Source organism: Streptomyces sp. NPDC091271, assembly GCF_044757505.1.
GTDB lineage: Bacteria > Actinomycetota > Actinomycetes > Streptomycetales > Streptomycetaceae > Streptomyces.
Genome location: NZ_JBIVVD010000004.1, coordinates 656,983 through 677,098, shown reverse-complemented (window position 1 = coordinate 677,098; position 20,116 = coordinate 656,983). Strand labels below are relative to the sequence as shown.

The following is a 20,116-nucleotide window of genomic DNA, read 5'->3' as shown; positions in this document are numbered from 1 at the left end:
ATGGACATGAGCAGGAGATCCCTCCTCACCGCCACCGGCGCCACGGCCGCCACCGCACTCATCGCCACGGCCGGCCCGGTGTCAGGGACCGCACAGGCGGCCGGCGAGGCACGGGGCTCGACGGACGCGGACGATTTCGACACGCTCCTCGAACGGGCCGGAACACTGCTGACGGGAGGCGCGTTCGACTCCGCCGACCCGGACTTCGCCACAGCTCTCGACACGCTCGACACCACGGCGCGGGGCTTCTGGGCCACCCTGGACCGCGACACCACCGGCCGGACCGCGCTGTGGGCCGATCTCGCACCGCTCACCGACGCCGGCAACTTCGGCCAGAGCTACGCACGGCTGCGGACCCTCACCACGGCCTGGGCCACCCCCGGCACCTCACTCTCCGCCGACCAGGAGGTGGCGGACACGCTCGTGGCGGCCCTGCGCTTCGTCCACGACACCGCCTACAACCCCGGGCTGCCGGAGAGAGGCAACTGGTGGTTCTGGGAGATCGGTGCACCGCGGGCGCTGATGGACTGCTGCGTGCTGCTGCGCGACCGGCTGCCCGGCGCCGACCTCGCCGCACACCTCGCGGTCGTCGACCGCTTCTGTCCCGACGCGGACCGTCGCACCAACTCCCCCACTCTCGCCGAGACCGGCGCCAACCGCACGGACAAAGCCGTGATCGTCGCCCTGCGGGGGCTGCTCGGGCAGGACGCGGCGAAGCTGGCCTCGGCCAGGGACGCGCTGTCCGACGTACGCGATTCCGGCCGTAACAGCCTTTTCAGGTACGCCGCTTCGGGCGACGGGTTCTACGAGGACGGTTCCTTCGTACAGCACGACGTGGTCGCCTACACCGGCACGTACGGCACGGTGCTGCTCGGCGGGGCGGCGTATCTGCTGGCGCTGCTGGCCGGTTCACCCTGGGCGGTCACCGATCCGAAGGTCTCGGTGATGTACGAGGCCGTGGAACGCTCCTTCACCCCCGTGATCTTCGACGGACTCATGATGGACGCGGTGCGCGGCCGCGCCGTCTCCCGGGAGCGGGCCGGTGACCACCGGGACGGCGCCGCGGCGGCGGCGGCGATCCTGCTGCTGGCGGCCGGCGCGCCGGCCGCGTACGCGGACCGTTGGCGTGCGGTCGTCAAGGGCTGGCTGACCCGCAACCGCACCACCCCCTTCGCCGGTCTCGCCACTCTCCCCCAACTCGCTCTGGCCAAAGGCGTGCTGGTCGACCCGCAGATCCATGCGGAGCCACGCACCACAGGTCTGACCGTATTCGCCGACATGGACCGGGTGGTGCACCGCCGGCCGCACTGGGCCTGCACCCTGTCGATGTCCTCGAAACGGATCTCGGCTTACGAGGCGGGCAACGGGGAGAATCTGCACGGCTGGTACACCGGTGACGGAATGACCTACCTCTACGACGCCGACGACCTCGGACAGTTCAACGACGGCTTCTGGCCCACGGTCGACCCCTACCGGCTGCCCGGCACAACCGTCGACACACGCCGGCGTACGGACCTCGGCACCGGTGGCGGAACCTCCACGTACCGGCCGGGGAACGCGGTCGCTGGCGGCGCGGTCCTCCAGGACCGCTACGGCGCGGCCGCGATGGAGATGACCGGCGCGCCCGGTACGACACTGCGCGCCAGGAAGTCCTGGTTCCTGCTGGACAACGCGGTGGTCGCACTCGGATCGGGCATCTCCTCGGGGGACGGGCACCGTGTCGAGACGGTACTGGAGAACCGCAACCTCGGTACGGACGGACGACACCGGCTGACCGTGGACGGCATCCGGCAGCCCGTGGAGCAGGGCCGGTCGGCGGACTTCGACCAGGCCCGTTGGGCTCACATCGAGGACGTGGGGGGCTACGCCCTGCTCGAACGAGCCACGCTGCGCACCCTGCGGGAGGAACGCACGGGGGCCTGGCGCGAAATCAACACCGGTGCGGACACAGGTGGTTCGGCCGACCCAGTGATTCGTCGCTACCTCACGCTCTGGGTCGATCACGGCGTCTCACCCACCGACGCGCGGTATGCCTACGTCCTGCTGCCGGGCGCGTCGGCCGCCGCTACGGCCGTGTGGTCACACTCGCGGCCGGTGCATGTTCTCGTCAACGATGCAACCGCGCAGGGGGTGGACGTGCGCCGGCTGGGTCTGACGGCGGTGAACTTCTGGGCGGCGGGCAGCGCCGGCGGGATCACCGCCTCCGGCCCTTCATCGGTGCTGGTGCGACGGCACGGTCCCCGGATCGCGGTCGCAGTGGCGGACCCGGGCCGTACCCAGACCTCGCTCACCCTCGAACTGCCGTACCGGGTACGGACGGTGAGTGGCGCCGACGAGACGGTGAGTGTGGTGCCGGGCCGTCGGACGCTGATCACCGTCGCGGTCGGCGGCTCCCGCGGGCACACCCACCGCGCCGAACTCGTCCTGTAGTCCGACTTCCCAGGAGCCTCCGCAATGCCCGTCGCCCCGTACCTGCACCTCCCGCCGACCGACCGGGTGCTGTCCTCCCGCACCGGGTGGACCCGGGCCCACTGGGAGGTGACGGCCGATCGGATGCTAGACGCTCTGGTGCCGTACGCGACCCCCGGCTTCGCCCAGTACCGGTTGCCCGGGCGGTCCAGCTGGTCGGGGATCGCGTGCGACGGGCTGGAGGGATTCGCCCGGTCGTTCCTGCTGGGCGCCTTCCGGATCGCGGGCGCCGGCGGGGCCGTGGAGCCCGCGCTGATCGAGCGGTACGCGGCGGGCCTGGCGGCCGGCACCGACCCGGGCAGCGGCGAGTCGTGGCCGAGGATCACGGACTGTTCGCAGCAGATGGTCGAGGCCGCCTCGATCGCGGTGGCACTGCACGAGACGAGGCCGTGGATCTGGGACCGGCTGGACGCCGGGGTGCGGGAACGGGTGGCCGACTGGTTCTCCGGATTCGTCGGCGGGCGCACCTGGGACAACAACTGGCGGCTGTTCCAGGTGGTGTCCGAGCAGTTCCTGGCCTCGGTCGGGGCCCCGTACAGCCGTACCGACATCGAGTCCGGCCTCGACCGGATCGAGGACTGGTACGTCGGCGACGGCTGGTACACCGACGGCGACGGGCAGAACTTCGACTACTACATCGGCTGGGCGATGCATCTGTACCCGCTCCTGTGGTCGCGGATCGCCGGGCCGGAGGACGGGGGCCGCACCGCTGTCTACCGGCAGAGGCTCAGCCGGTTCCTGGAGGACTACCCGCACTTCTTCGGGGCCGACGGCGCCCCCGTCCACCAGGGGCGTTCGCTGACGTACCGTTTCGCGGCCCTCGCTCCCGTCTGGATGGGCGCGCTGGCAGACTGCACGCCCCTGGCCCCTGGCCTTACCCGGCGGCTCGCCTCGGGCACGATGCGGCACTTCGCCGAGCGCGGGGTGCCGGACGAGCGTGGACTGCTGACCCTGGGCTGGTACGACACGTTTCTGCCCGTCACCCAGCCGTACTCCGGGCCCGCCTCCCCGTACTGGGCGAGCAAGGGGTTCCTCGGGCTGCTGCTCCCGCCGGACCACCCGGTGTGGACGGCACGGGAAGTGCCGCTGCCGATCGAGGAGGGTGACCGGTACACCGCGCTGCCCGCGCCGGGCTGGCTGCTGCACGGTACACGGCACGACGGCATCGTCCGGCTGGTCAACCATGGCAGCGACCACAGACCCCCCTTGGACCCCGACGCCGATCTCGCGGACGGAGAGGAGGACCCGCATTACGCACGGTTCGCCTACTCGACGGCGACGGCACCGGAATCGGCCCCGCACGCGGCAGCCCGCGGGATCGACAACCACCTGGCGCTGCTCGCCCCGGACGGAACTCCGAGCCGTCGCAGTCGCATCCATCGGTCGCACTGTGCCGGCCGCTCGGCGGGCTCCTGGTATGCCGCCAGGCTGCCGGGCGACGACCGGGAGTACCGGATCGGGACAACGAGCGTGCTGCACGGCCCGTGGGAGATCCGCGTCCACCAGCTCGACGCGCCCGCGGGGGCAACGGTGCGGGAGGGCGGTCACCCGGTGGCACACACGCAGCCCCCTGACGGGTCGTCCGGGCCCGGTTGGTCGATGGCCCGTACGGTCGAGGGACTGAGCAGCGCGGTGGTCGCACTCCACGGCTGGGACGGGGCGGCGGGCACCGGCCGAGCAGCGGCTGAGGTGGCCCGGGATGTGGAGGCCAACGCGTATGGACCGCATTCCGCGATTCCCTGCCTGCGGCTGGACCGTCATCCGGGCGGCAGGAGTCTTCAGGTGTCCCTCGTCGCACTCTCCCGCGACACACTGCATCCTGAGGCACTGCGGGAGGCGGTGTCCGTGCGGGTCACGGACGGTGAGGCGTCGGTGGTGCTGACCTTCCTGGACGGTACGACGGTGGAGGTCGGGGCGCCTGTGGAAGTGGGCGGCTGACTCCCTCTGCCCATCGAAGGGACCGTAGCCTGCCGTGGGTCCGCAAGCACTCAGGCAGGGCTGCCGATCGTCAGCTCGACCTCGTCTCCCGTGCGGACGAACTCCCGGATCAGCCACCTGTGACCGTCGATGTGAGTGCCGGCGCCCGTGGTGTAGGCCGGGACGGTGAGTACGGGGTCCGCCGGGCCTTCGATGCGCAACTCGACCTCGGTGACCACATCGTCGGAGAAGCGCAGCTCCAGGTCGACCGGCCACGGGGCCGCCGCGAAGGCCTGGAGGTCCGGCAGCCCCGTGACTCGGCAACGGGCGCCCGGAAACAGGTGGGTGTGGGCGCACACGGCCAAATAGGTATCCGGGTCGGTCGGTCCGGTGGAGGACGGTGACATGAGGGAGCTCCGGAATGTGCGGGTGTGACGACGGGCCCTGACAGTCTGGCTCCCTGAGCAGCCGGGCTTCGGCATCCCACACCCGCGCTGCTCCCCCTGTCACTCTGCCGGACGCGGACCACGTGGTTGGCCGCCCGCGACTTCCCCGGGCAACTGACCGGTGAGTCGGTGCCCAGGTACAACATGGTCGCCACGATGATGTCCTCCGACCGGTAGTGGGTCACTCGCTTCGCGCAGCGGACGCCGAGGCGCGGACCGCGCGGGCAAACCGGCGGGGGGTGCGCTCGGTCCGTGATCTGACGGCCCATGGAACCGGTCGGCCGACGATCGATGAGTTCCGGGTCGTGCGGAGGTCACAGCCTGCAGGACCGTCGGCAAGACGTACGCGCACGCACCCGAAGGAGACACATGGCGAAGCTCATCTACTCGATGATCACCTCCCTCGACGGCTACGCCGAGGCGGCGGAGGGCGACCTCGGCACCGGGGCCGAGGATCAGGAGGTGCATACCTTCGTCGGGGACCTCTTCCGCCCCGTCGGCACGTACCTCTACGGCCGACGGATGTACGAGACGATGGTCTACTGGGAGACCGCACACACCGAGCCGGACCAGCCCCCGCACATCCTGCAGTACGCCCGCGACTGGCAGGCCGCGGAGAAGATCGTCTACTCCACGACGCTCGAGTCGGTGTCCAGCGCGAAAACCAGGATCGAGCGGACCTTCGACCCGGAGGCGGTGCGCACGCTCAAGGCCGAGGCTGATCACGACCTCACCGTCGACGGCCCGAACCTGGCGGCCCAGGCGATCGCGGCCGGCCTGGTGGACGAGTACCACCTGTTCATCACCACGAGCGTGGTCGGCGGCGGCAAGCGATTCTTCCCCGACGGCGTGCGTCTCGATCTCGAACTGGTCGAGGAGCGTGCCTTCGACAGCGGACTGGTCTACGCCCGCTACCGGACCCGCTGAGCCGCACCTGTAGGTCCCTGTTGCCGAGCCGGGGCAGCAGGTCCCGCCCTCGATGACGGTGAGGTCGGAGATGTCGCAGTCACGGGCCTGCGAGGTGGCGGCGGCCGATCAGGTGAAAGCCCGGCGGCCGGTGGACGACCCGTCGGGCAGGTGTGTCCAGCCGCCGGAGCGCGAGGCCCAGGGACCCGAGGCCGGAACCCGGTCTGCCTTGGCACCACCTGCCCCGTGCGGCCGGCCCGAGGGATACCGCGACTCCAGCTCAGCGCACGCGCCCTCGCGGTTTCGGATCGACATGACCAGCACGAGGGCGATCAAGAAGTCGAAGGCGATCGTCGACGAGTTCGCAGGCTGGTTCGACGCCCCCCTGTTCTCGATCGGCGCGGAGGAAGTTCCGGGGCAGCTCGCCAACTGCCCTTGTGTCAAAGACTTCCTGGCCACCGACGCGGACGTCACCACACTCGGCGATCTCCTCAACCGCTACATCAACACTCTCGACGACGTGGTCCGCAAGCACGGCAGGCGCACCGCCGTCTACAACGGATCCGAGCATCTCGACGCGCCACAGCAGACGGTCCACACCCCCGTCGTCTTCCTGACCTGGGAGGGAACGGGCGGGGAACCGGTCATCCCCGGCCACGACGAGATCGCCATCGGCCCCTTCTACGTCACCCCGAACAACTACCACCACCTGTATCCCGACGAGCCGTGGATGTACGACACCTGGACCCCGAGCGGCTCCCCCGACATGCTCGGCTCCGGCCTGCCCAACTGGGCCGACTACAACTTCTGGGCCGCTGACGAGTACTTCGAGCAGCACATGGCCGGCGCCCGAGCGATCCTCGCCGACCGTGCCTGGAATGCCACACCGACACCGGGCGGCATCAACGACCTTCCGTTCGCTGACGGCCCGCATCGGCGACCCGCCCGGCATGCACGCCGAGCCCACGGGGCACCTCACCGACGACGGCCGCCCCAGCCACCACTGGACGTTCGACCCGGCGCCGTATCCGAGCGGCTGGACGTACGCGGGCAGCCCCGGCAACACCCTGTACGCCGAGGACACGGCCGGTGACCTGCCCGGCACCTCGTACATCATCAACAACCCGTCGCCGGTCACGGGCGAGGGCGGCGTCGGCGGGGCCTGGCGCTTCGACCACGACCGGGACGGTGTCGGCTTCGGAGGACTCGACGTCAGCGAACCGTGGACCGTGTCGGTACGCGTACGCCCCACGGCCCGCACCGCCGACCAGGTCCTGCTGAGCTCGAAGGCCGGGGCGCTCAAGCTCATGCAGCACGGCACCGGCGAGGTCGGCATCACGCGCTACGGCAGCGCCGACCACTCCTTCCCCTACACGCTTCCGCTCGACCGCTGGACCACGTTGACCTGGGTGGCCGATCCGGGCCGCACCACGCTGTACGCCGACGGTGAGCGTGTCGGCACGGTCGAGGCATCCATCCCGCTGCCGATGCGCTCCATCGGCACCGAGAAGGCGAGCCTGCGCGGTGACCTCGACGAACTCCTCACCTGGGACGAGGCACTCAGCCCCGCCCAGGTCCAGGTCGCTCAACAGCCATCCCACACCCGGGTGGTTCGAGGACGACAAGTTCGTCATGTAGCGCTGCGGCACGGGCGGCTCACCACCGAGACGAGGTGACGGTGGTTGTCACGCGGGAGAACCTGGCGGCCGGCCGACCGGCCACCCAGAAGTCGACGGCCTGGGACGCACCGGCCCCCCGGGCGGTGGACGGCAACACCGACGGAGCGTTCGGCAACGGCTCCATGACGCACACGGCGGACCCGGCCGGCCAGGCGTGGTGGCAGGTGGACCTGGGCGGCAGCGCCCGCGTGGACGAGGTCGAGATGTGGAACCGCACCGACTGCTGCCCGGATCGCCTCCGCGACTTCTGGGCGCTGGCGTCGAAGGACCCGATCACATCGGGCTCACTGGCCGAGGCCAGGTCCGAGCCGGGTGTGACAGCCGTCCATGTCACGTCGCAGGCGGGCCGCCCGACCTCTGTCACTCTCCCGCCGGGAACGGAGGCCGCGCACGTCCGCGTGCAGTTGGCATCGGGCACGGATCCGCTGTCCCTGGCCGAGGTCAGGGTGCGGGGGGCCAGGCGATAGGCCCACCTGGGACACGTGTGAGCTGGACTCTCCGGGAGGAGTGTGAGCTGGTCCCCGAGGCTGTCCAGCAGCTCGCGCAGCTTCCATCTCCTCCTCGGCCGTCCGCCGACGGGAGCCCCCGGATCACCTGGCGGCATTTGGCCAAGGCCCGAGGGCACAAGGCCCGGGGCACGCCCGCTTCCGCCCGGCCGGCCGGCCCGGGCGGTGGCTCACTCCTGCTTCTCGCCGGAGGCGAAGCGGGAGATGACCAGTGCGACGATGATGATGGCGCCGTTGAGGAACTGGTTCCACAGCGGTGGCACTCCGCCGAGCGTCATGATGTTGACGACCAGTTGCAGGGTCAGCACACCCGTGAGCGCGCCGAGCAGGGTCCCCTTGCCGCCGTTGAGGCTGACGCCGCCGATGACGGTGGCGGCGAACACCTGGAAGATCCAGCCGCTGCCCTGGTTCGCCGACACCGAGCCGTAGTGGCCGGTGTAGAGGATGCCGGCCAGGGCGGCCAGCACGCCGGCCAGGATCAGCACGACGCAGACGATCCGGTCGACCCGGATACCGGCGGTGCGGGCCGCCTCGGGGTTGCCGCCGATCGCGTACAGCGCGCGGCCGTGTCTGAGCCAGGAGAGGGCCGCTCCGCCGGCGGCGAAGAGCAGTCCCGTGATCCACACCGCAGCGGGCACGCCGAGCCAGGAGGTCTGGCCGAGGTAGGTGAACGAGGGAGGCAGATCGACGATCGACTGCCCCTCGGAGACGGCGATGTGCAGACCGCGCAGCATGGTCAGTGCGCCGAGGGTGACGATGAAGCCGTTGAGCCGCAGCCTGAGAATGAGGAAGGCGTTCATCGCGCCGATCAGGGCGCCGACGAGCAGGCACAGCGGCACGGAGAAGGAGCCGGGCAGCAGGCCGAGACCGCTGAACCGGCCGGCGTCCGCGGGCAGCACCATCCATACGGCGATGACCGGGGCGACGCCGATGGTCGACTCCAGGGAGAGGTCCATGCGGCCCACGATCAGCACCAGTGCCTGCGCGAGGACGAGCAGGCTGAGCTCGGTGGACTGCTGCGCGACCCCGATGAGGTTGTCGGCGGTCAGGAATGCCGGCGAGACGATGACTCCGATCAGTCCCAGCACCAGCAGGACGGGCACCAGGGACAGGTCGCGCAACCTGGAGAAGTCGATGCCCCGGTGCTGCGACGGCTCCGGCGGCGCCGGTGCGGTGGCCGCTTCATCGGCCGCCGGGCTGTCAGTGCTGGTCGGCATCGAGGGCCTCCTTCTCATGTGTGCCGGCCATGCCTTCGATGGCGGCGACCATCTGTTCGTCGCTCCAGTCCCGGTCGAACTCCGCGGTGACGCGCCCCTGGAACATGACCACGACCCGGTCGCAGATCCGCAGGTCGTCGAGTTCGTCCGAGATGACGACCGCGGCCTTCTCGTTCTCCGCGACCTTCCGGATCCTGCCGAGCAGGAACTCCTTCGACTTGACGTCGACGCCGTTGGTCGGCCGGATGGCCACCAGTACGTGCGGGCCGGTGGCCAGGGCCCGGGCGATCACGACCTTCTGCTGGTTGCCACCGGACAGGGCCGACACGGGCGTGCGCGCCCCAGGCGTCTTGATGTCGAGGTCCTCGATCATGCGTCGGGCGAACAGCCGGGAGCGGGACGGCAGTACGGTGCCGTACGGGCCCAGCTGGTCGCCTACGCTCAGTGTGGCGTTCTCCTCGACGCTACGGCCGGCCACCAGTCCCTGCAGATGACGGTCCTCCGGGACCAGTGCGACCCCGGCGGCGAGCGCGGTGGGAACGTCGCCGGTGCGCAAGGGCCGGCCCGCGACAGTGGCCCGGCCGCTCGTCGCGCGGTGCAGACCGGCCAGCGTCTCTCCGAGCTGGACGCTGCCGCTCGCAGCCGAACCTGCGAGACCGACCACCTCGCCGGAGCGCACCGTGAGGGACACGTCCTCGTACGCGCCGGGGAGCGTCAGCCCGTCCAGATGCAGCAGAAGACGCCCGCCGGCGGCAGGTGAGACGGCAGCCCACTCGGCGGTGGCCGATGACACCTCGCCCGTCATGGCCTCCACCAGCGCGTCGCGGCCCAGTTCGGCCACCGGTGCGGTGACGACGTGCCGGGCGTCGCGGAAGACCGTGACGGTGGCGCACAGGTCGTAGACCTCTTGCAGGTGGTGGGAGATGAAGAGGAAGGCCACGCCCTGGGCCTGGAGGTCGCGCAGTTTGCCGAAGAGCCGTGCGATGCCCCTGGCGTCCAGCTTGGCGGTCGGTTCGTCGAGGACGATGAACCGGGCCCCGAAGGACAGGGCACGGGCGATCTCCACGAACTGCCGCTGCTCGACCGTCAGGTCGCGGGCCCGCGCGGTGGGGTCGAGGTCGACACCGTACTCGCGGAGCAGGTCGCGGGCGCGTTGCCGCAGTTCCTTCCAGCGGATGGGGCGCAGTGCGGACGCGCTCTGGCGGTGGATGAACAGGTTCTCCGCCACGGTGAGTTCGGGCAGGATCGTCGAGTGCTGGTAGACGCAGGCGACCTTCGACCGCCAGGCGTCGAGATCGCCGTGAGCGGGTGCGGGCTCGCCCTGGAAGGTGAGGGTGCCCGTGTCCGGCTTCTGCAGGCCGGTGAGGATGGAGACGAGGGTCGACTTGCCTGCTCCGTTGCGGCCGACGAGTGCGTGCGACTCACCGGGCATGACGGTGATGCGGGCGTCGCGCAGGGCGACGGTGGCGCCGAAGCGCTTGGAGACGCCGGTCGCCTCGACCACAGAGGTCCGGGCAACCGGGGCGGTCGCCGTGTTCACCATGGCGGGTGTGCCGTCCTTTCGGTGGGGACCGTTTCGTGCCGGTGCGGCACTGCCGGCTCTCGTGCTGCCGCCGCGGCCGTCGGTGGCCGTTCCGCAGGCCGGCCGGTCATTTGCTCACGCTGTTGCCCCAGAGCGCGGCGTCGTCGACGTTGTCCTTGGTCACCAGCGGGGCCGGCAGCTGGTCCTCGTAGCCGTTCGGCAGCTTGATGATCATGGAGTCGTGGTCGGTCGGGCCTTCCTTGACGGGCTTTCCCTCGGCCGCGGCTTTCGCGTAGTACAGCGCGTACTTCGCGTACAGGTCGGCGGGTTGGGAGACGGTCGCGTCGATATGGCCCTTGCGGATGGCGTCGAACTCCTGCGGGATGCCGTCGTTCGAGATGATCGTGATGTGACCGGGGGCGCCGGCCGGCTTCAGCAGGCCCTTCTGCTGGAGCAGAGCGAGCGTCGGCTGCAGGAACACACCGCCCGCCTGCATGTAGACACCGTGGAGGTCGGGGTGCTGGGCGAGCAGGCTCTGAAGTTTCGCGGAGGCCACGTCGCCCTTCCAGTCGGTGGGCAGTTCGAAGACCTTGATCTTCGGGAACTTGGTCTTCATGCAGGTCGCGAACGCGACCGAGCGGTCACGTCCGTTGATCGAGTCGAGCGCACCCTGCAGTTCCGCGACCTTGCCCTTGCCGCCGAGCTGCTTGCCGAGGTACTCGCACGCTTTGATGCCGTAGGCGCGGTTGTCGGCGCGTACGACCATGTAGACGGCGCCCTTGTCGGGGCGGGTGTCGACGCTGACCACCGGAATCTTCTCGGCGGCCAGCTGATCGAGCGTCGAAGAGACAGCGCCGGTGTCCTGCGGGGCCATCACGACGGCTTCGGCGCCGCTGTTCTGGAACACCTGGACATTGGCGACGAGCTTCGTCACGTCGTTCTGGGAGTTGCTGGTGGGAAGCATGGTGAGGTCGCCGTCGGCAGCCTCCTTCTTCACGTACTGGGCGTAGGAGTTCCAGAAGTCGGAGTCGGAACGGGGCAGGTCGACACCGATCTTGGGTTTGTCCGCCGCACCGTCGGCCGCGGCACCGCTTTCGCGGTTGCAGGCCGTCGCGAGCCCGGCGACCATGACCACCGCGGTGGCTACGGCGGCCGTTCGAACACTGGTGAGCTTCATGGCGCACTCCCTCTTCGCGGCCGGCGCCGGGCGTCGGCATGGTGTGACGAGTCAGGTCCAGCTCTGCTGTGCCGGGCGCCCGAGTCTGCGGCTGGGCCAAAGACGGCGCACCTCCCTCGCCGCCGAGATTCTCCCTTGTCATCCGACGACTGTGGGCGACTCGGGCGATTGTCGGGGAGATTACGGGAAAGAGCCCCCGAGTTACAAGAGATTCATCGGATGAATATCCGCCCACTCCACCGTTGAGGCCAGCGACCCAACCGCGTTCTACCCCGAGGAGCACCTTTGAAGGGTCCCAGTCAATACCTCCGATGAATACTTGCCGGGGGTGATGGTGGTCGACGTACGCGCCCTCCCTGCACAGCAGCGGGGGCAGGAACAGCACAGGGTCGATGCCGTGACACATGCTTGACACGAACGCGTCCGCTTGTATGGTCTAGTCCAACAGAACTCACCGCTCCGCTTGCGGAGTTGGGCCCTGCCGGTAGCTCTACACGCCGGCGAGGACGGTGAGTGCGCGTGACCTTCCGCCTCTTGGCCCCACCCAGAGGCCGGACCCGGCGCGTGCGGTCACCCCCACATATGACCGCACATCCCCCGGGGCGGCCTGATGTGAAGGAGTTACGTATGCACGCCAGTAGGAAGACGGCGGCGCTGATCGGTGCCGCCCTGGCCCCCGTCATCGCGATCAGCCTGCCCGCCGGTTCGGCGAGCGCCCACGGCTACATCTCGGATCCGCCCAGCCGGCAGGCTCAGTGCGCCGCGGGGGCGGTGTCCTGCGGGGACATCACCTACGAACCCCAGAGCGTGGAAGGGCCCAAGGGCCTGACCAGTTGCAGCGGCGGGAACAGCCGCTTCGCGGAGCTGGACGACGACAGCAAGGGCTGGGCCGTCACCTCGGTCCCGAAGAACGCGACGTTCTCCTGGAAGCTGACCGCTCAGCACTCCACCAGCACCTGGGAGTACTACGTCGGCGGTCAGAAGATCGCTCTGTTCGACGACGGCGGCGCCAAGCCGGGCGCCGTGGTGAATCACGAGGTCGACTTCGGCAGCCTCACCGGGCAGCAGAAGGTGCTCGCCGTGTGGAACGTGGCCGACACCGACAACGCGTTCTACGCCTGCATCGACGTCAACGTCGGCGCCTGACACATCGAGTGGAGCGAGGCCGGGAGAGCTGTGGCCCCATCCCGGGCCTACCGAGCTCGCCCGTCCGCGGGAGGGGCTTTCACGACAAGCCCCTCCCGACCTCGTGAAGTACCGCTGAAGAAGCAGGAGGCCGCCGCCTTCCTCGCCAACGTCAGCTACGAAAACCGGTGGGCTGGTGTACGTCGTCGAACAGAACACCGCCAACTACCCGCAGTACTGCGACGCCACCCAGCCGTACGGCTGCCCAGGCAGGCCACGACAAGTACTACGGGCGCGGCCCATCCGGCTCAGCTGGAACTTCGATTACAAGAGTCCAGGCGAACACCCAGAGCGGACCCGGCCCCATCGGCCGGCAGCAGCAGACTCTGCACCACCGGAATGGTGACGACAACTCCCGACGTCACGAAGACGATCGTGTCTCGATCAGGGCAGAGCGCTCCCGAGTCCAGGACGGTCGGTACTGCCGGAGCGACCGGGAGCGAGACCGCGCCGCGGAAGCCGGAGACGGCACTGACCACCCGGGAGCAGTAGTTCACGCGGCGAAGGCGCTGTTGCGGACGGCGATCGAGCAGACGAACCTTCCGGCAGCTTCCGGGAGTCAGGTCAGTCAGCGGGTCCGGCGACGGTCTTCGGGTGCTGCCCTGCGGCCCAGGAGGCGAGAATCCGCAGGCCGTCGTGGGAAGGGGAGCCGACCTCCGTGGTCCATACGACCAACTGCTGGTCGGGGTCCGTGCTGGCGCTCAAGGTGTCCCAGTCCAGCGAGAGTTCACCGGCGACCGGGTGGTGGACGACCTTGGTGCCCACGCTGAGCGTGGCGACGTGGTGGGCGGCCCACCATGTGCGGAAGTCGGCGTCCTGCACGGACAACTCCCCGACCAGCGCGGTCAGGCGCGGGTCGTCCGGATACTTGGCCGCCTCCATGCGCAATTGTGCGACCGCCATGCGTGCGACGCTTTTCCAGTCGGCATACAGCGTACGCATCGTCGGATCGGTGAAAAGAATCCGCACGTAATTGCGATGCTTCTCCGGCACCGAACCGAAATCGGTGATCAAGGCGGCTGCGAGCGGATTCCACGCGATGACGTCCATCCGGCGGCCCATCACGATTGCCGGCGTGGAGGTGAGATCGTCCAGAACCCTGCGCAGCTGCGGCTGGACCTTCTGCAGCGTCCGGCGGCGCGGTTTCGCGGTCTCCTTACCCGCAAGGCCGAACAGGTACCGGCGCTGGTCCTCGTCGAGGTGAAGGGCCTCCGCCAATGACTCCAGGACCGGAGCGGACGCCGGCAGTCGACCCTGTTCCAGGCGGGTGTAGTAGTCAGTGGAGATCGCTGCCAACTGAGCGACCTCCTCCCTGCGCAGCCCGGCAACCCGGCGCGGGCCCGAGCTGTCGGGCAGGCCGACGGCACGCGGGCTCAACTCCGCCCGGCGCGCCTTCAGGAAGTCGCCCAGCTCATTGCGATTCGTGCTGCTGCTCATACACCCACTCTCCCACCCGGCGCCCCGCTGCAGGGAGGGAGAGTTTCTTCCCCGGATGCTTTCCTCCCCGGAAGAAAGCTTCCCCTGTACGGCTGGTGGGCGGCTGCAAGCCTGGTCGCGTTCCGCCGACTCGACTCACCCGTGGTGGACACGGCAGGAGATCCGGCGTGCGCCGAGAATCGGAGGAGGAAAGCCGTGCAGAACATGATCGCGAGGAATTCCCGTCTTCTTCCTGCGGCAGCGTCGGACGAGGACAGGACGACGAAGCCGGAAACCGATCGGCGTTTCTTCGCCTTCGACGCGATCGGTACCCGGTGAAAAATCGAGACCCCCGATCCCCTGTGCGCCGGGCTGCGCGAGCAGATCCTGGAGCGCATCGACATCACGTACGACAACGCGACGTCCCGGGCGCTTGCCTCCTCGCTTCCGGTGACGGTGCAGAGGAGCGACATGCTGGACCGGGAGCTGTACGGCGGACCGCCCGAACCGCTTCCCACCGCCGAAGGTGACCGGCAGACCGACTACCGGGCCGGCCAGCTGGTGTACTGGCCGCCCGGCCCGGGCCTGGCCGTCTACTACGAGCATGCCGGCCCATCTGTCCCGGGCCCCGGCATGGTGGTGCTGGGCACCATCGACTCGGGCACCGACGCCTTCACGGGCCACGACGGCTCCGCCGAATTCACCATCGGCCGCGCCGACTGATCCAAAGGCGCACAGCCGGCACCGGCAGCCGTTCCAAAAAAGGGGGGAAGGATCCCTCCCAGGAAGATTCCCTCCTCTTTTCGGGCGGGTAAACCGGTGCCAGTCTGGATGACGTGGCAACGAGGCGGCCCGACGGGAACGCCGGAAAAAACACTCCGGCGAACGGCCGGCATCCATCGCCAAGGAATTCTGTACATAATCCGGCGTGCGGCGCCGGAAACGCTTTCCAGTCTTTCCTGGAGAACGGAGAAGAAGAACCGGCCATGCAGCACATCAAGCTGAGGGATCTCGACGTCTCCCGTATCGGCCTCGGGGCCATGGGAATGTCCGACTCCTACACAGGCGCCGGATCGGACGACCCGGAGTCGATCCGCACGATCCACCGCGCTCTCGACCTGGGCGCCACCTTCCTGGACACCGCCGAGAGGAATACGGGCAGCTCATCGACAACTGACCGTCACCCCCCCGGCCCCGGAATCGCCCTACCGATCCGGGCAGGAATGGAGCTAAGTAATGCCGCAGGAACCGTCCGCCGCGCAGAAGTCCATCGGCGACGTCACCCCCAAGCTGGCCGATCTGACCGACAAGGTCCTCTTCGGCGATGTGTGGGAGCGCGCGGGCCTCTCCCCCCGCGATCGCAGCCTGATCACCGTCACGGCCCTGATCGCCCTCTACCGCAGCGACCAGCTCGGCTTCCACCTCGAACTCGCGATGGAGAACGGGCTGACAAAGGAAGAGCTGAGCGAGGCCATCACCCACCTGGCGTTCTACGCCGGATGGCCCAACGCAATGGGCGCCGCCGGCCGGCTCAAGTCGATCCTCTCGGACGCTGGCCAACCAACCACACGCACAAGGAGCAGTTCTTCATGAGGAAGGTCGTTTTCGTTACCGGTGCCGGACGTGGTCTGGGTACCGACATCGCCCGCCGAGCCCTGGCCGCCGGTCACCGGGTGGTGGCCACCGCCCGTGACCCGCAGAAGGTGCTCGACGCCCTGGGCGGTGAGCGGGAGGACCTGCTGGCCCTGTCCCTGGACATCACGAGCGCGGATGCCGCCACCGCCGCGGTTCAGGCGGCCACGGACAAGTTCGGCCGGATCGACGTGCTGATCAACAACGCCGCGATGTTCCAGGCCGGGTACTTCGAGGAGATCTCCGACGCCCAGATGCGGGCGCAGATCGAGACGAACCTGTTCGGCCCGATGAACGTCACCCGCGCCGTCCTGCCCGTCATGCGCAAGCAGCGTGCCGGTCACGTCGTGACGATCTCCTCGCTGGCCGGTGTGATCGGCCAGGAGTTCTGCGTCGCCTACGCCGCGTCCAAGTTCGGCGTCGAGGGCTGGATGGAATCCCTGCGCTTCGACCTGGAGCCCTTCGGCATCCGGACGACGATCGTCGAGCCCGGCTTCTTCCGCACCGAACTGCTCGTGGACGCCTCCACCAGCTGGGCGCAGGACTCGATCGAGGACTACGCCCAGCGCACCGCGGAGACGAAGAAGATGTGGCAGTCGATGAACGGGCAACAGGCCGGCGACCCGGCCAAGCTCGCCGACGCCCTGATCGAGGTCATCGCCCTCGATGAGCCGCCCCTGCGGTTCGTCGCCGGTGACGACGCCGTACCCGCCATCGAGGCCAGGGGCAAGGAGATCACCGACCAGGCCACCGCTTCACGCGCCCTGGGCACCGGACTCTCCCACGACAACGCGGCCTGATGGTCCCGGTATCCGAGGGCTGGAGCAGGCGCACCGTCCTGCACGGCGCAGCCGCTCTGGCCGCAGCGGTCCCGCTCTCCACATCCTGCCCCCCGGTGCGCCACCCCCTCCCCGATCCAAGGAGAACCCGCAATGGAATTCGTCAAGCCCCAGCCCACCGGCAAGGGACCGGCCAACTGGTTCAACGGTGACGTCTGGTTCGACGTCATCCACGCCGGCCAGGAACCCTCCCGCATCCGCGCCAACATGGTCCGCTTCGCCCCCGGCGCCCGCACCGCCTGGCACCACCACGCCGTCGGCCAGACCCTCCACGTCACCGCCGGCACCGCCCTGATCGGCACCCGCGACGGCACCGTCTACGAAGCCCACCCCGGCGAGACCGTCACCTGCCCACCCGCCGAGGAGCACTGGCACGGCGCCACCGAAGACCGCTTTATGCAGCACATAGCCCTCTGGGACGGCATCGCACCCGACGACGACCGGCCCGAGACCACGTGGCTGGAGCACGTCACCGACGCCCAGTACGACGCCGAGCGCACCCGCAGCAACCACTGACCCCGCACACCCTCACGCAAAGGGAGCCCCCGCTCATGCCCGAGACGATGACCGCCCTGATCGGCGGCACCGGCCCTGACTGGACCGTCCGCCAAGTCCCCGTACCCCAGCCGGGCCCCGGCCAGGTCCTGGTACGCAACCGTGCCGTGGCCCTGAACAACGCCGACGTCTCGATGCTCGCCGAGGCCGACCCCACCGCAGGGGGCACGGGCAAGGAGTACCGAGCCGGGTACGAGTTCGCCGGTGTCGTCGCCGCCGTCGGCGACGGCGTGGCCACGCCCGTCGTGGGTGACCGGGTGATGGGCACGACACCGGAAAGCTTCGCCCAGTACGTCCTGGCCGACCACCGGCACATGGTGTCCATCCCCGCCGGTCTCGGGTACGAGGACGCCTCGGCCCTGCCCACCGGCCTGCTGACCGAGCACGGCGCCATGATGACCGGCGGCTTCCGGAAGGGGCAGTCGGTCCTGATCACCGGAGCCACCTCCAGCATCGGCCTGATCGGCGTACAGATCGCCAAGGCCCTCGGAGCACGGCAGATCATCGCCACCACCCGCTCGGCCGCCAAGCGGGAGCTGCTGGAAGGCGCGGGCGCCGACGTGGTGGTGGTCACCGGCGAGCAGGACCTCACCAAGGCGGTGCTGGACGCCACCGGAGGCGACGGCGTCGACCTGGCCCTGGACCATGTCGCCGGCCGGACGTTCGCCGACTGCCTGCCGGCCACGCGCGTCGACGGTGCCGTCGTCAACATCGGACGCCTGGACACGGCCACCTCGACCATCGACATCGACGCCCTGTCCTACCGGCACCTGCGCGTGTTCGGGGTGTCGTTCGGCTTCACCCGAGCCGCCGAACTCGGCGCGGTGCTGTCCGCCGCGGTCGACCAGGTCGGTCCCGCCATCTCCGAGGGGCACGTGCGTGCCCTCAGGGACAGCACCTACAGCCTGGAGGACGCGGCTCCCGCCGCCGAGCGCCTGCGTTCCCACCAGGCCCACGGAAAGATCGTCCTGACCGTGGCGTGACACCGGGCAGACGCCGGCCGGGACAGGGGCGAGCCCCCTGTCGCCCTGAACACTCGCAGTCAAGCAGCCGGACATCACTGGAACCGCTGCGTGCCACGGGAGAGACGGCTCCCGGGCACGCAGCGGTCAGCAAGCACATCGAGAGCCGATGCGGCCCTCGTCCACAGATGCGGATGCGTCAGTCGGCCATGGCCTTCGTCATACGCGCCCCGGTCATCGTGACCGACTCGGTTTCGGAGTCGCTGTGGCGTGAAGCCCAGTTCTCGAGCGCTGTCCGGCACGCGTGGTCCAGGTGGTGCAGGCCTGAGAGGTCGAGTCCGATCGGCCGGTCCTGGGGCAGCTTCTCCAGACTGTCGAGAATCTTCGGCAGCCGCAGGAAGGTGGCGTTGCCGGAGAGGTACACCTGAAGTGGGCCGGCCCCCTTGTCGACGACCTCCAACTCGATGTGTGAAGCGGTCCAGGCGGTCTTGGCGACGGATAGGGCCAGGCCGATCAGAACGCCTTCGAACATGTTCACCGTGACGATGGAGACGGCAGTCACGACGAGGATCAGTGCCTCGCCCCGGTGTTCACGCCACAGGGCCCGGATCGCGCGCAGCGGGATGAGCTTCCAGCCCGCGTGCACGAGGATGCCGGCGAGAGCGGGCAGCGGAATCAGCGCGAGAGCGGACGGAAGCAGTGCCGCGAAGAGCAGCAGCCATACGCCGTGCAGGACACGGGAGGCCTTGGTCCGCGCACCGGCCTGGACATTGGCGGAGCTGCGGACGATCACCGCGGTCATCGGGAGCGCACCCAGGGCACCGCACACGGCGTTGCCCGTTCCCTGAGCCATCAGTTCCTTGTCGTACTGAGTACGCGGTCCGTCGTGCAGCCGGTCCACGGCCGCAGCGCTGAACAGCGACTCGGCTGAAGCGATCAGTGTGAACGCCAGCACAGTTCCGAGCGCGCTCACGCTCACCATCTCACCGAATGCGTCGAGCCCGGGAGGCTGGATGGCGCCGAGCAGGCCCTGCACCTCCACCGTGGCGACCGGCAGGTCGAGAGCAAGGGTGGCGAGCGTGGCCAGCGCCACGGCGGCCAGCGCGCCCGGAACGACCTGCACCTTCTTGGGCGTCCGCCTCCAGAGCACCATGACGCTCACGGTCGCGGCTCCGAGCACCAGCGAGGTGAGCGCCGTGGTGTCGCCGACGGCCTCGATCAGCATCGACGGCAACCCGGCCAGCTTGCCCAGCCCGGAGGCAGGCGCCTCCTGGCCGGTGGCCGCGTACATCTGCCCCGCGATGAGGACGAGCCCGATCCCGGCAAGCATGCCCTCGACGACAGAGACCGAGATGGCGCGGAACCAGCGGCCCAGCCTGAGCGCCCCCATGGCGAATTGCAGCACTCCGGCTACCAGGACCAAGGCGCCGAGCGCCGGCAGCCCGAATTGCCGTACAGCCTCGAAGACAAGCACGGTCAGCCCGGCCGCGGGGCCCGAGACCTGAAGGCTGCTTCCCCGCATCAGGCCGGTGACGAGGCCGCCCACGATGCCCGTGATCAGGCCCAGTTCGGCCGGTACACCTGAGGCGACCGCGACACCCACGCACAGCGGCAGTGCGACGAGGAACACGACGAGCGAGGCGGCGAAGTCCTGTCGCAGGTGAGGGAATTTCATCGAGAAGCCCACG

Annotated in this window: 19 protein-coding genes and 1 pseudogene; 14 read left to right on the top strand and 6 right to left on the bottom strand. The window is 69.3% G+C overall.

Annotated elements, in window-relative coordinates; genetic code table 11:
* Positions 1-2,430, top strand: coding sequence for a polysaccharide lyase 8 family protein (locus ACIQM3_RS19550; RefSeq protein ID WP_401625742.1), 2,430 nt, complete (start codon positions 1-3; stop codon positions 2,428-2,430).
* Positions 2,431-2,454: 24 nt separating this feature from the next.
* Entirely contained in the window at positions 2,455-4,407 is a 1,953-nt protein-coding gene (locus ACIQM3_RS19545) for a DUF2264 domain-containing protein (RefSeq protein WP_401625739.1), read from the top strand.
* A gap of 50 nt (positions 4,408-4,457) precedes the next feature.
* Here the strand turns inward: ACIQM3_RS19545 and ACIQM3_RS19540 are convergent, their stop codons facing one another.
* The gene (locus tag ACIQM3_RS19540; RefSeq protein WP_401625736.1) at positions 4,458-4,793 is read right to left on the bottom strand and encodes a hypothetical protein; all 336 of its coding nucleotides are present in this window, start codon (positions 4,791-4,793) and stop codon (positions 4,458-4,460) included.
* Between the two features lie 408 nt (positions 4,794-5,201).
* Between ACIQM3_RS19540 and ACIQM3_RS19535 the strand changes: the two genes are divergently transcribed.
* From ACIQM3_RS19535 to ACIQM3_RS19520, 4 genes are all read left to right on the top strand, one after another.
* Positions 5,202-5,759, top strand: coding sequence for a dihydrofolate reductase family protein (locus tag ACIQM3_RS19535; protein ID WP_401625735.1), 558 nt, complete (start codon positions 5,202-5,204; stop codon positions 5,757-5,759).
* Between the two features lie 292 nt (positions 5,760-6,051).
* Positions 6,052-6,831: a family 20 glycosylhydrolase gene (locus tag ACIQM3_RS19530; protein ID WP_401625732.1), complete on the top strand. Its 780-nt coding sequence runs from the start codon at positions 6,052-6,054 to the stop codon at positions 6,829-6,831.
* Positions 6,832-6,967: 136 nt separating this feature from the next.
* Positions 6,968-7,414 (top strand): LamG-like jellyroll fold domain-containing protein, encoded by a 447-nt coding sequence (locus ACIQM3_RS19525; RefSeq protein ID WP_401626472.1) that lies wholly within the window; start codon positions 6,968-6,970, stop codon positions 7,412-7,414.
* Positions 7,411-7,884 (top strand): discoidin domain-containing protein, encoded by a 474-nt coding sequence (locus ACIQM3_RS19520; RefSeq protein ID WP_401625730.1) that lies wholly within the window; start codon positions 7,411-7,413, stop codon positions 7,882-7,884. Before ACIQM3_RS19525 ends, ACIQM3_RS19520 begins: the two co-directional genes overlap by 4 nt.
* Positions 7,885-8,093: 209 nt before the next feature.
* Here ACIQM3_RS19520 and ACIQM3_RS19515 read toward each other — a convergent pair whose 3' ends face one another.
* The 3 genes from ACIQM3_RS19515 to ACIQM3_RS19505 form a co-directional block, all read right to left on the bottom strand.
* Positions 8,094-9,140, bottom strand: coding sequence for an ABC transporter permease (locus tag ACIQM3_RS19515; RefSeq protein WP_401625728.1), 1,047 nt, complete (start codon positions 9,138-9,140; stop codon positions 8,094-8,096).
* Positions 9,124-10,683, bottom strand: coding sequence for a sugar ABC transporter ATP-binding protein (locus ACIQM3_RS19510; protein WP_401625725.1), 1,560 nt, complete (start codon positions 10,681-10,683; stop codon positions 9,124-9,126). The genes ACIQM3_RS19515 and ACIQM3_RS19510 overlap by 17 nt, the downstream gene beginning before the upstream one ends.
* A 106-nt stretch (positions 10,684-10,789) precedes the next feature.
* The gene (locus ACIQM3_RS19505) at positions 10,790-11,839 is read right to left on the bottom strand and encodes a sugar ABC transporter substrate-binding protein (RefSeq protein ID WP_401625722.1); all 1,050 of its coding nucleotides are present in this window, start codon (positions 11,837-11,839) and stop codon (positions 10,790-10,792) included.
* A 627-nt stretch (positions 11,840-12,466) separates the two neighbouring features.
* Here ACIQM3_RS19505 and ACIQM3_RS19500 point away from each other — a divergent pair.
* Complete coding sequence (locus ACIQM3_RS19500) at positions 12,467-12,985, top strand: lytic polysaccharide monooxygenase auxiliary activity family 9 protein (RefSeq protein ID WP_401625720.1); 519 nt, start codon at positions 12,467-12,469, stop codon at positions 12,983-12,985.
* A gap of 117 nt (positions 12,986-13,102) precedes the next feature.
* A pseudogene (locus ACIQM3_RS19495) lies at positions 13,103-13,307 on the top strand (glycoside hydrolase family 19 protein); the annotation flags it as partial.
* Positions 13,308-13,588: 281 nt separating this feature from the next.
* Here the strand turns inward: ACIQM3_RS19495 and ACIQM3_RS19490 are convergent.
* A complete protein-coding gene (locus ACIQM3_RS19490; protein WP_401625717.1) occupies positions 13,589-14,461 on the bottom strand; it encodes a helix-turn-helix domain-containing protein in 873 nt (290 codons plus the stop codon).
* A 195-nt stretch (positions 14,462-14,656) separates the two neighbouring features.
* Between ACIQM3_RS19490 and ACIQM3_RS19485 the strand changes: the two genes are divergently transcribed.
* From ACIQM3_RS19485 to ACIQM3_RS19460, 6 genes are all read left to right on the top strand, one after another.
* Entirely contained in the window at positions 14,657-14,779 is a 123-nt protein-coding gene (locus ACIQM3_RS19485) for a hypothetical protein (RefSeq protein ID WP_401625714.1), read from the top strand.
* A gap of 3 nt (positions 14,780-14,782) precedes the next feature.
* Complete coding sequence (locus ACIQM3_RS19480) at positions 14,783-15,163, top strand: cyclophilin-like fold protein (RefSeq protein WP_401626469.1); 381 nt, start codon at positions 14,783-14,785, stop codon at positions 15,161-15,163.
* A 513-nt stretch (positions 15,164-15,676) separates the two neighbouring features.
* Positions 15,677-16,033 (top strand): carboxymuconolactone decarboxylase family protein, encoded by a 357-nt coding sequence (locus ACIQM3_RS19475; protein ID WP_401625711.1) that lies wholly within the window; start codon positions 15,677-15,679, stop codon positions 16,031-16,033.
* The gene (locus ACIQM3_RS19470; protein ID WP_401625708.1) at positions 16,030-16,872 is read left to right on the top strand and encodes an SDR family oxidoreductase; all 843 of its coding nucleotides are present in this window, start codon (positions 16,030-16,032) and stop codon (positions 16,870-16,872) included. The genes ACIQM3_RS19475 and ACIQM3_RS19470 overlap by 4 nt, the downstream gene beginning before the upstream one ends.
* Before the next feature lie 132 nt (positions 16,873-17,004).
* The gene (locus tag ACIQM3_RS19465) at positions 17,005-17,427 is read left to right on the top strand and encodes a cupin domain-containing protein (protein ID WP_401625706.1); all 423 of its coding nucleotides are present in this window, start codon (positions 17,005-17,007) and stop codon (positions 17,425-17,427) included.
* 35 nt (positions 17,428-17,462) lie between these two features.
* A complete protein-coding gene (locus ACIQM3_RS19460; RefSeq protein WP_401625703.1) occupies positions 17,463-18,449 on the top strand; it encodes a zinc-binding alcohol dehydrogenase family protein in 987 nt (328 codons plus the stop codon).
* A 178-nt stretch (positions 18,450-18,627) separates the two neighbouring features.
* Here ACIQM3_RS19460 and ACIQM3_RS19455 read toward each other — a convergent pair whose 3' ends face one another.
* Positions 18,628-20,103, bottom strand: coding sequence for a SulP family inorganic anion transporter (locus ACIQM3_RS19455; RefSeq protein ID WP_401625701.1), 1,476 nt, complete (start codon positions 20,101-20,103; stop codon positions 18,628-18,630).
* Positions 20,104-20,116: the final 13 nt, after the last annotated feature.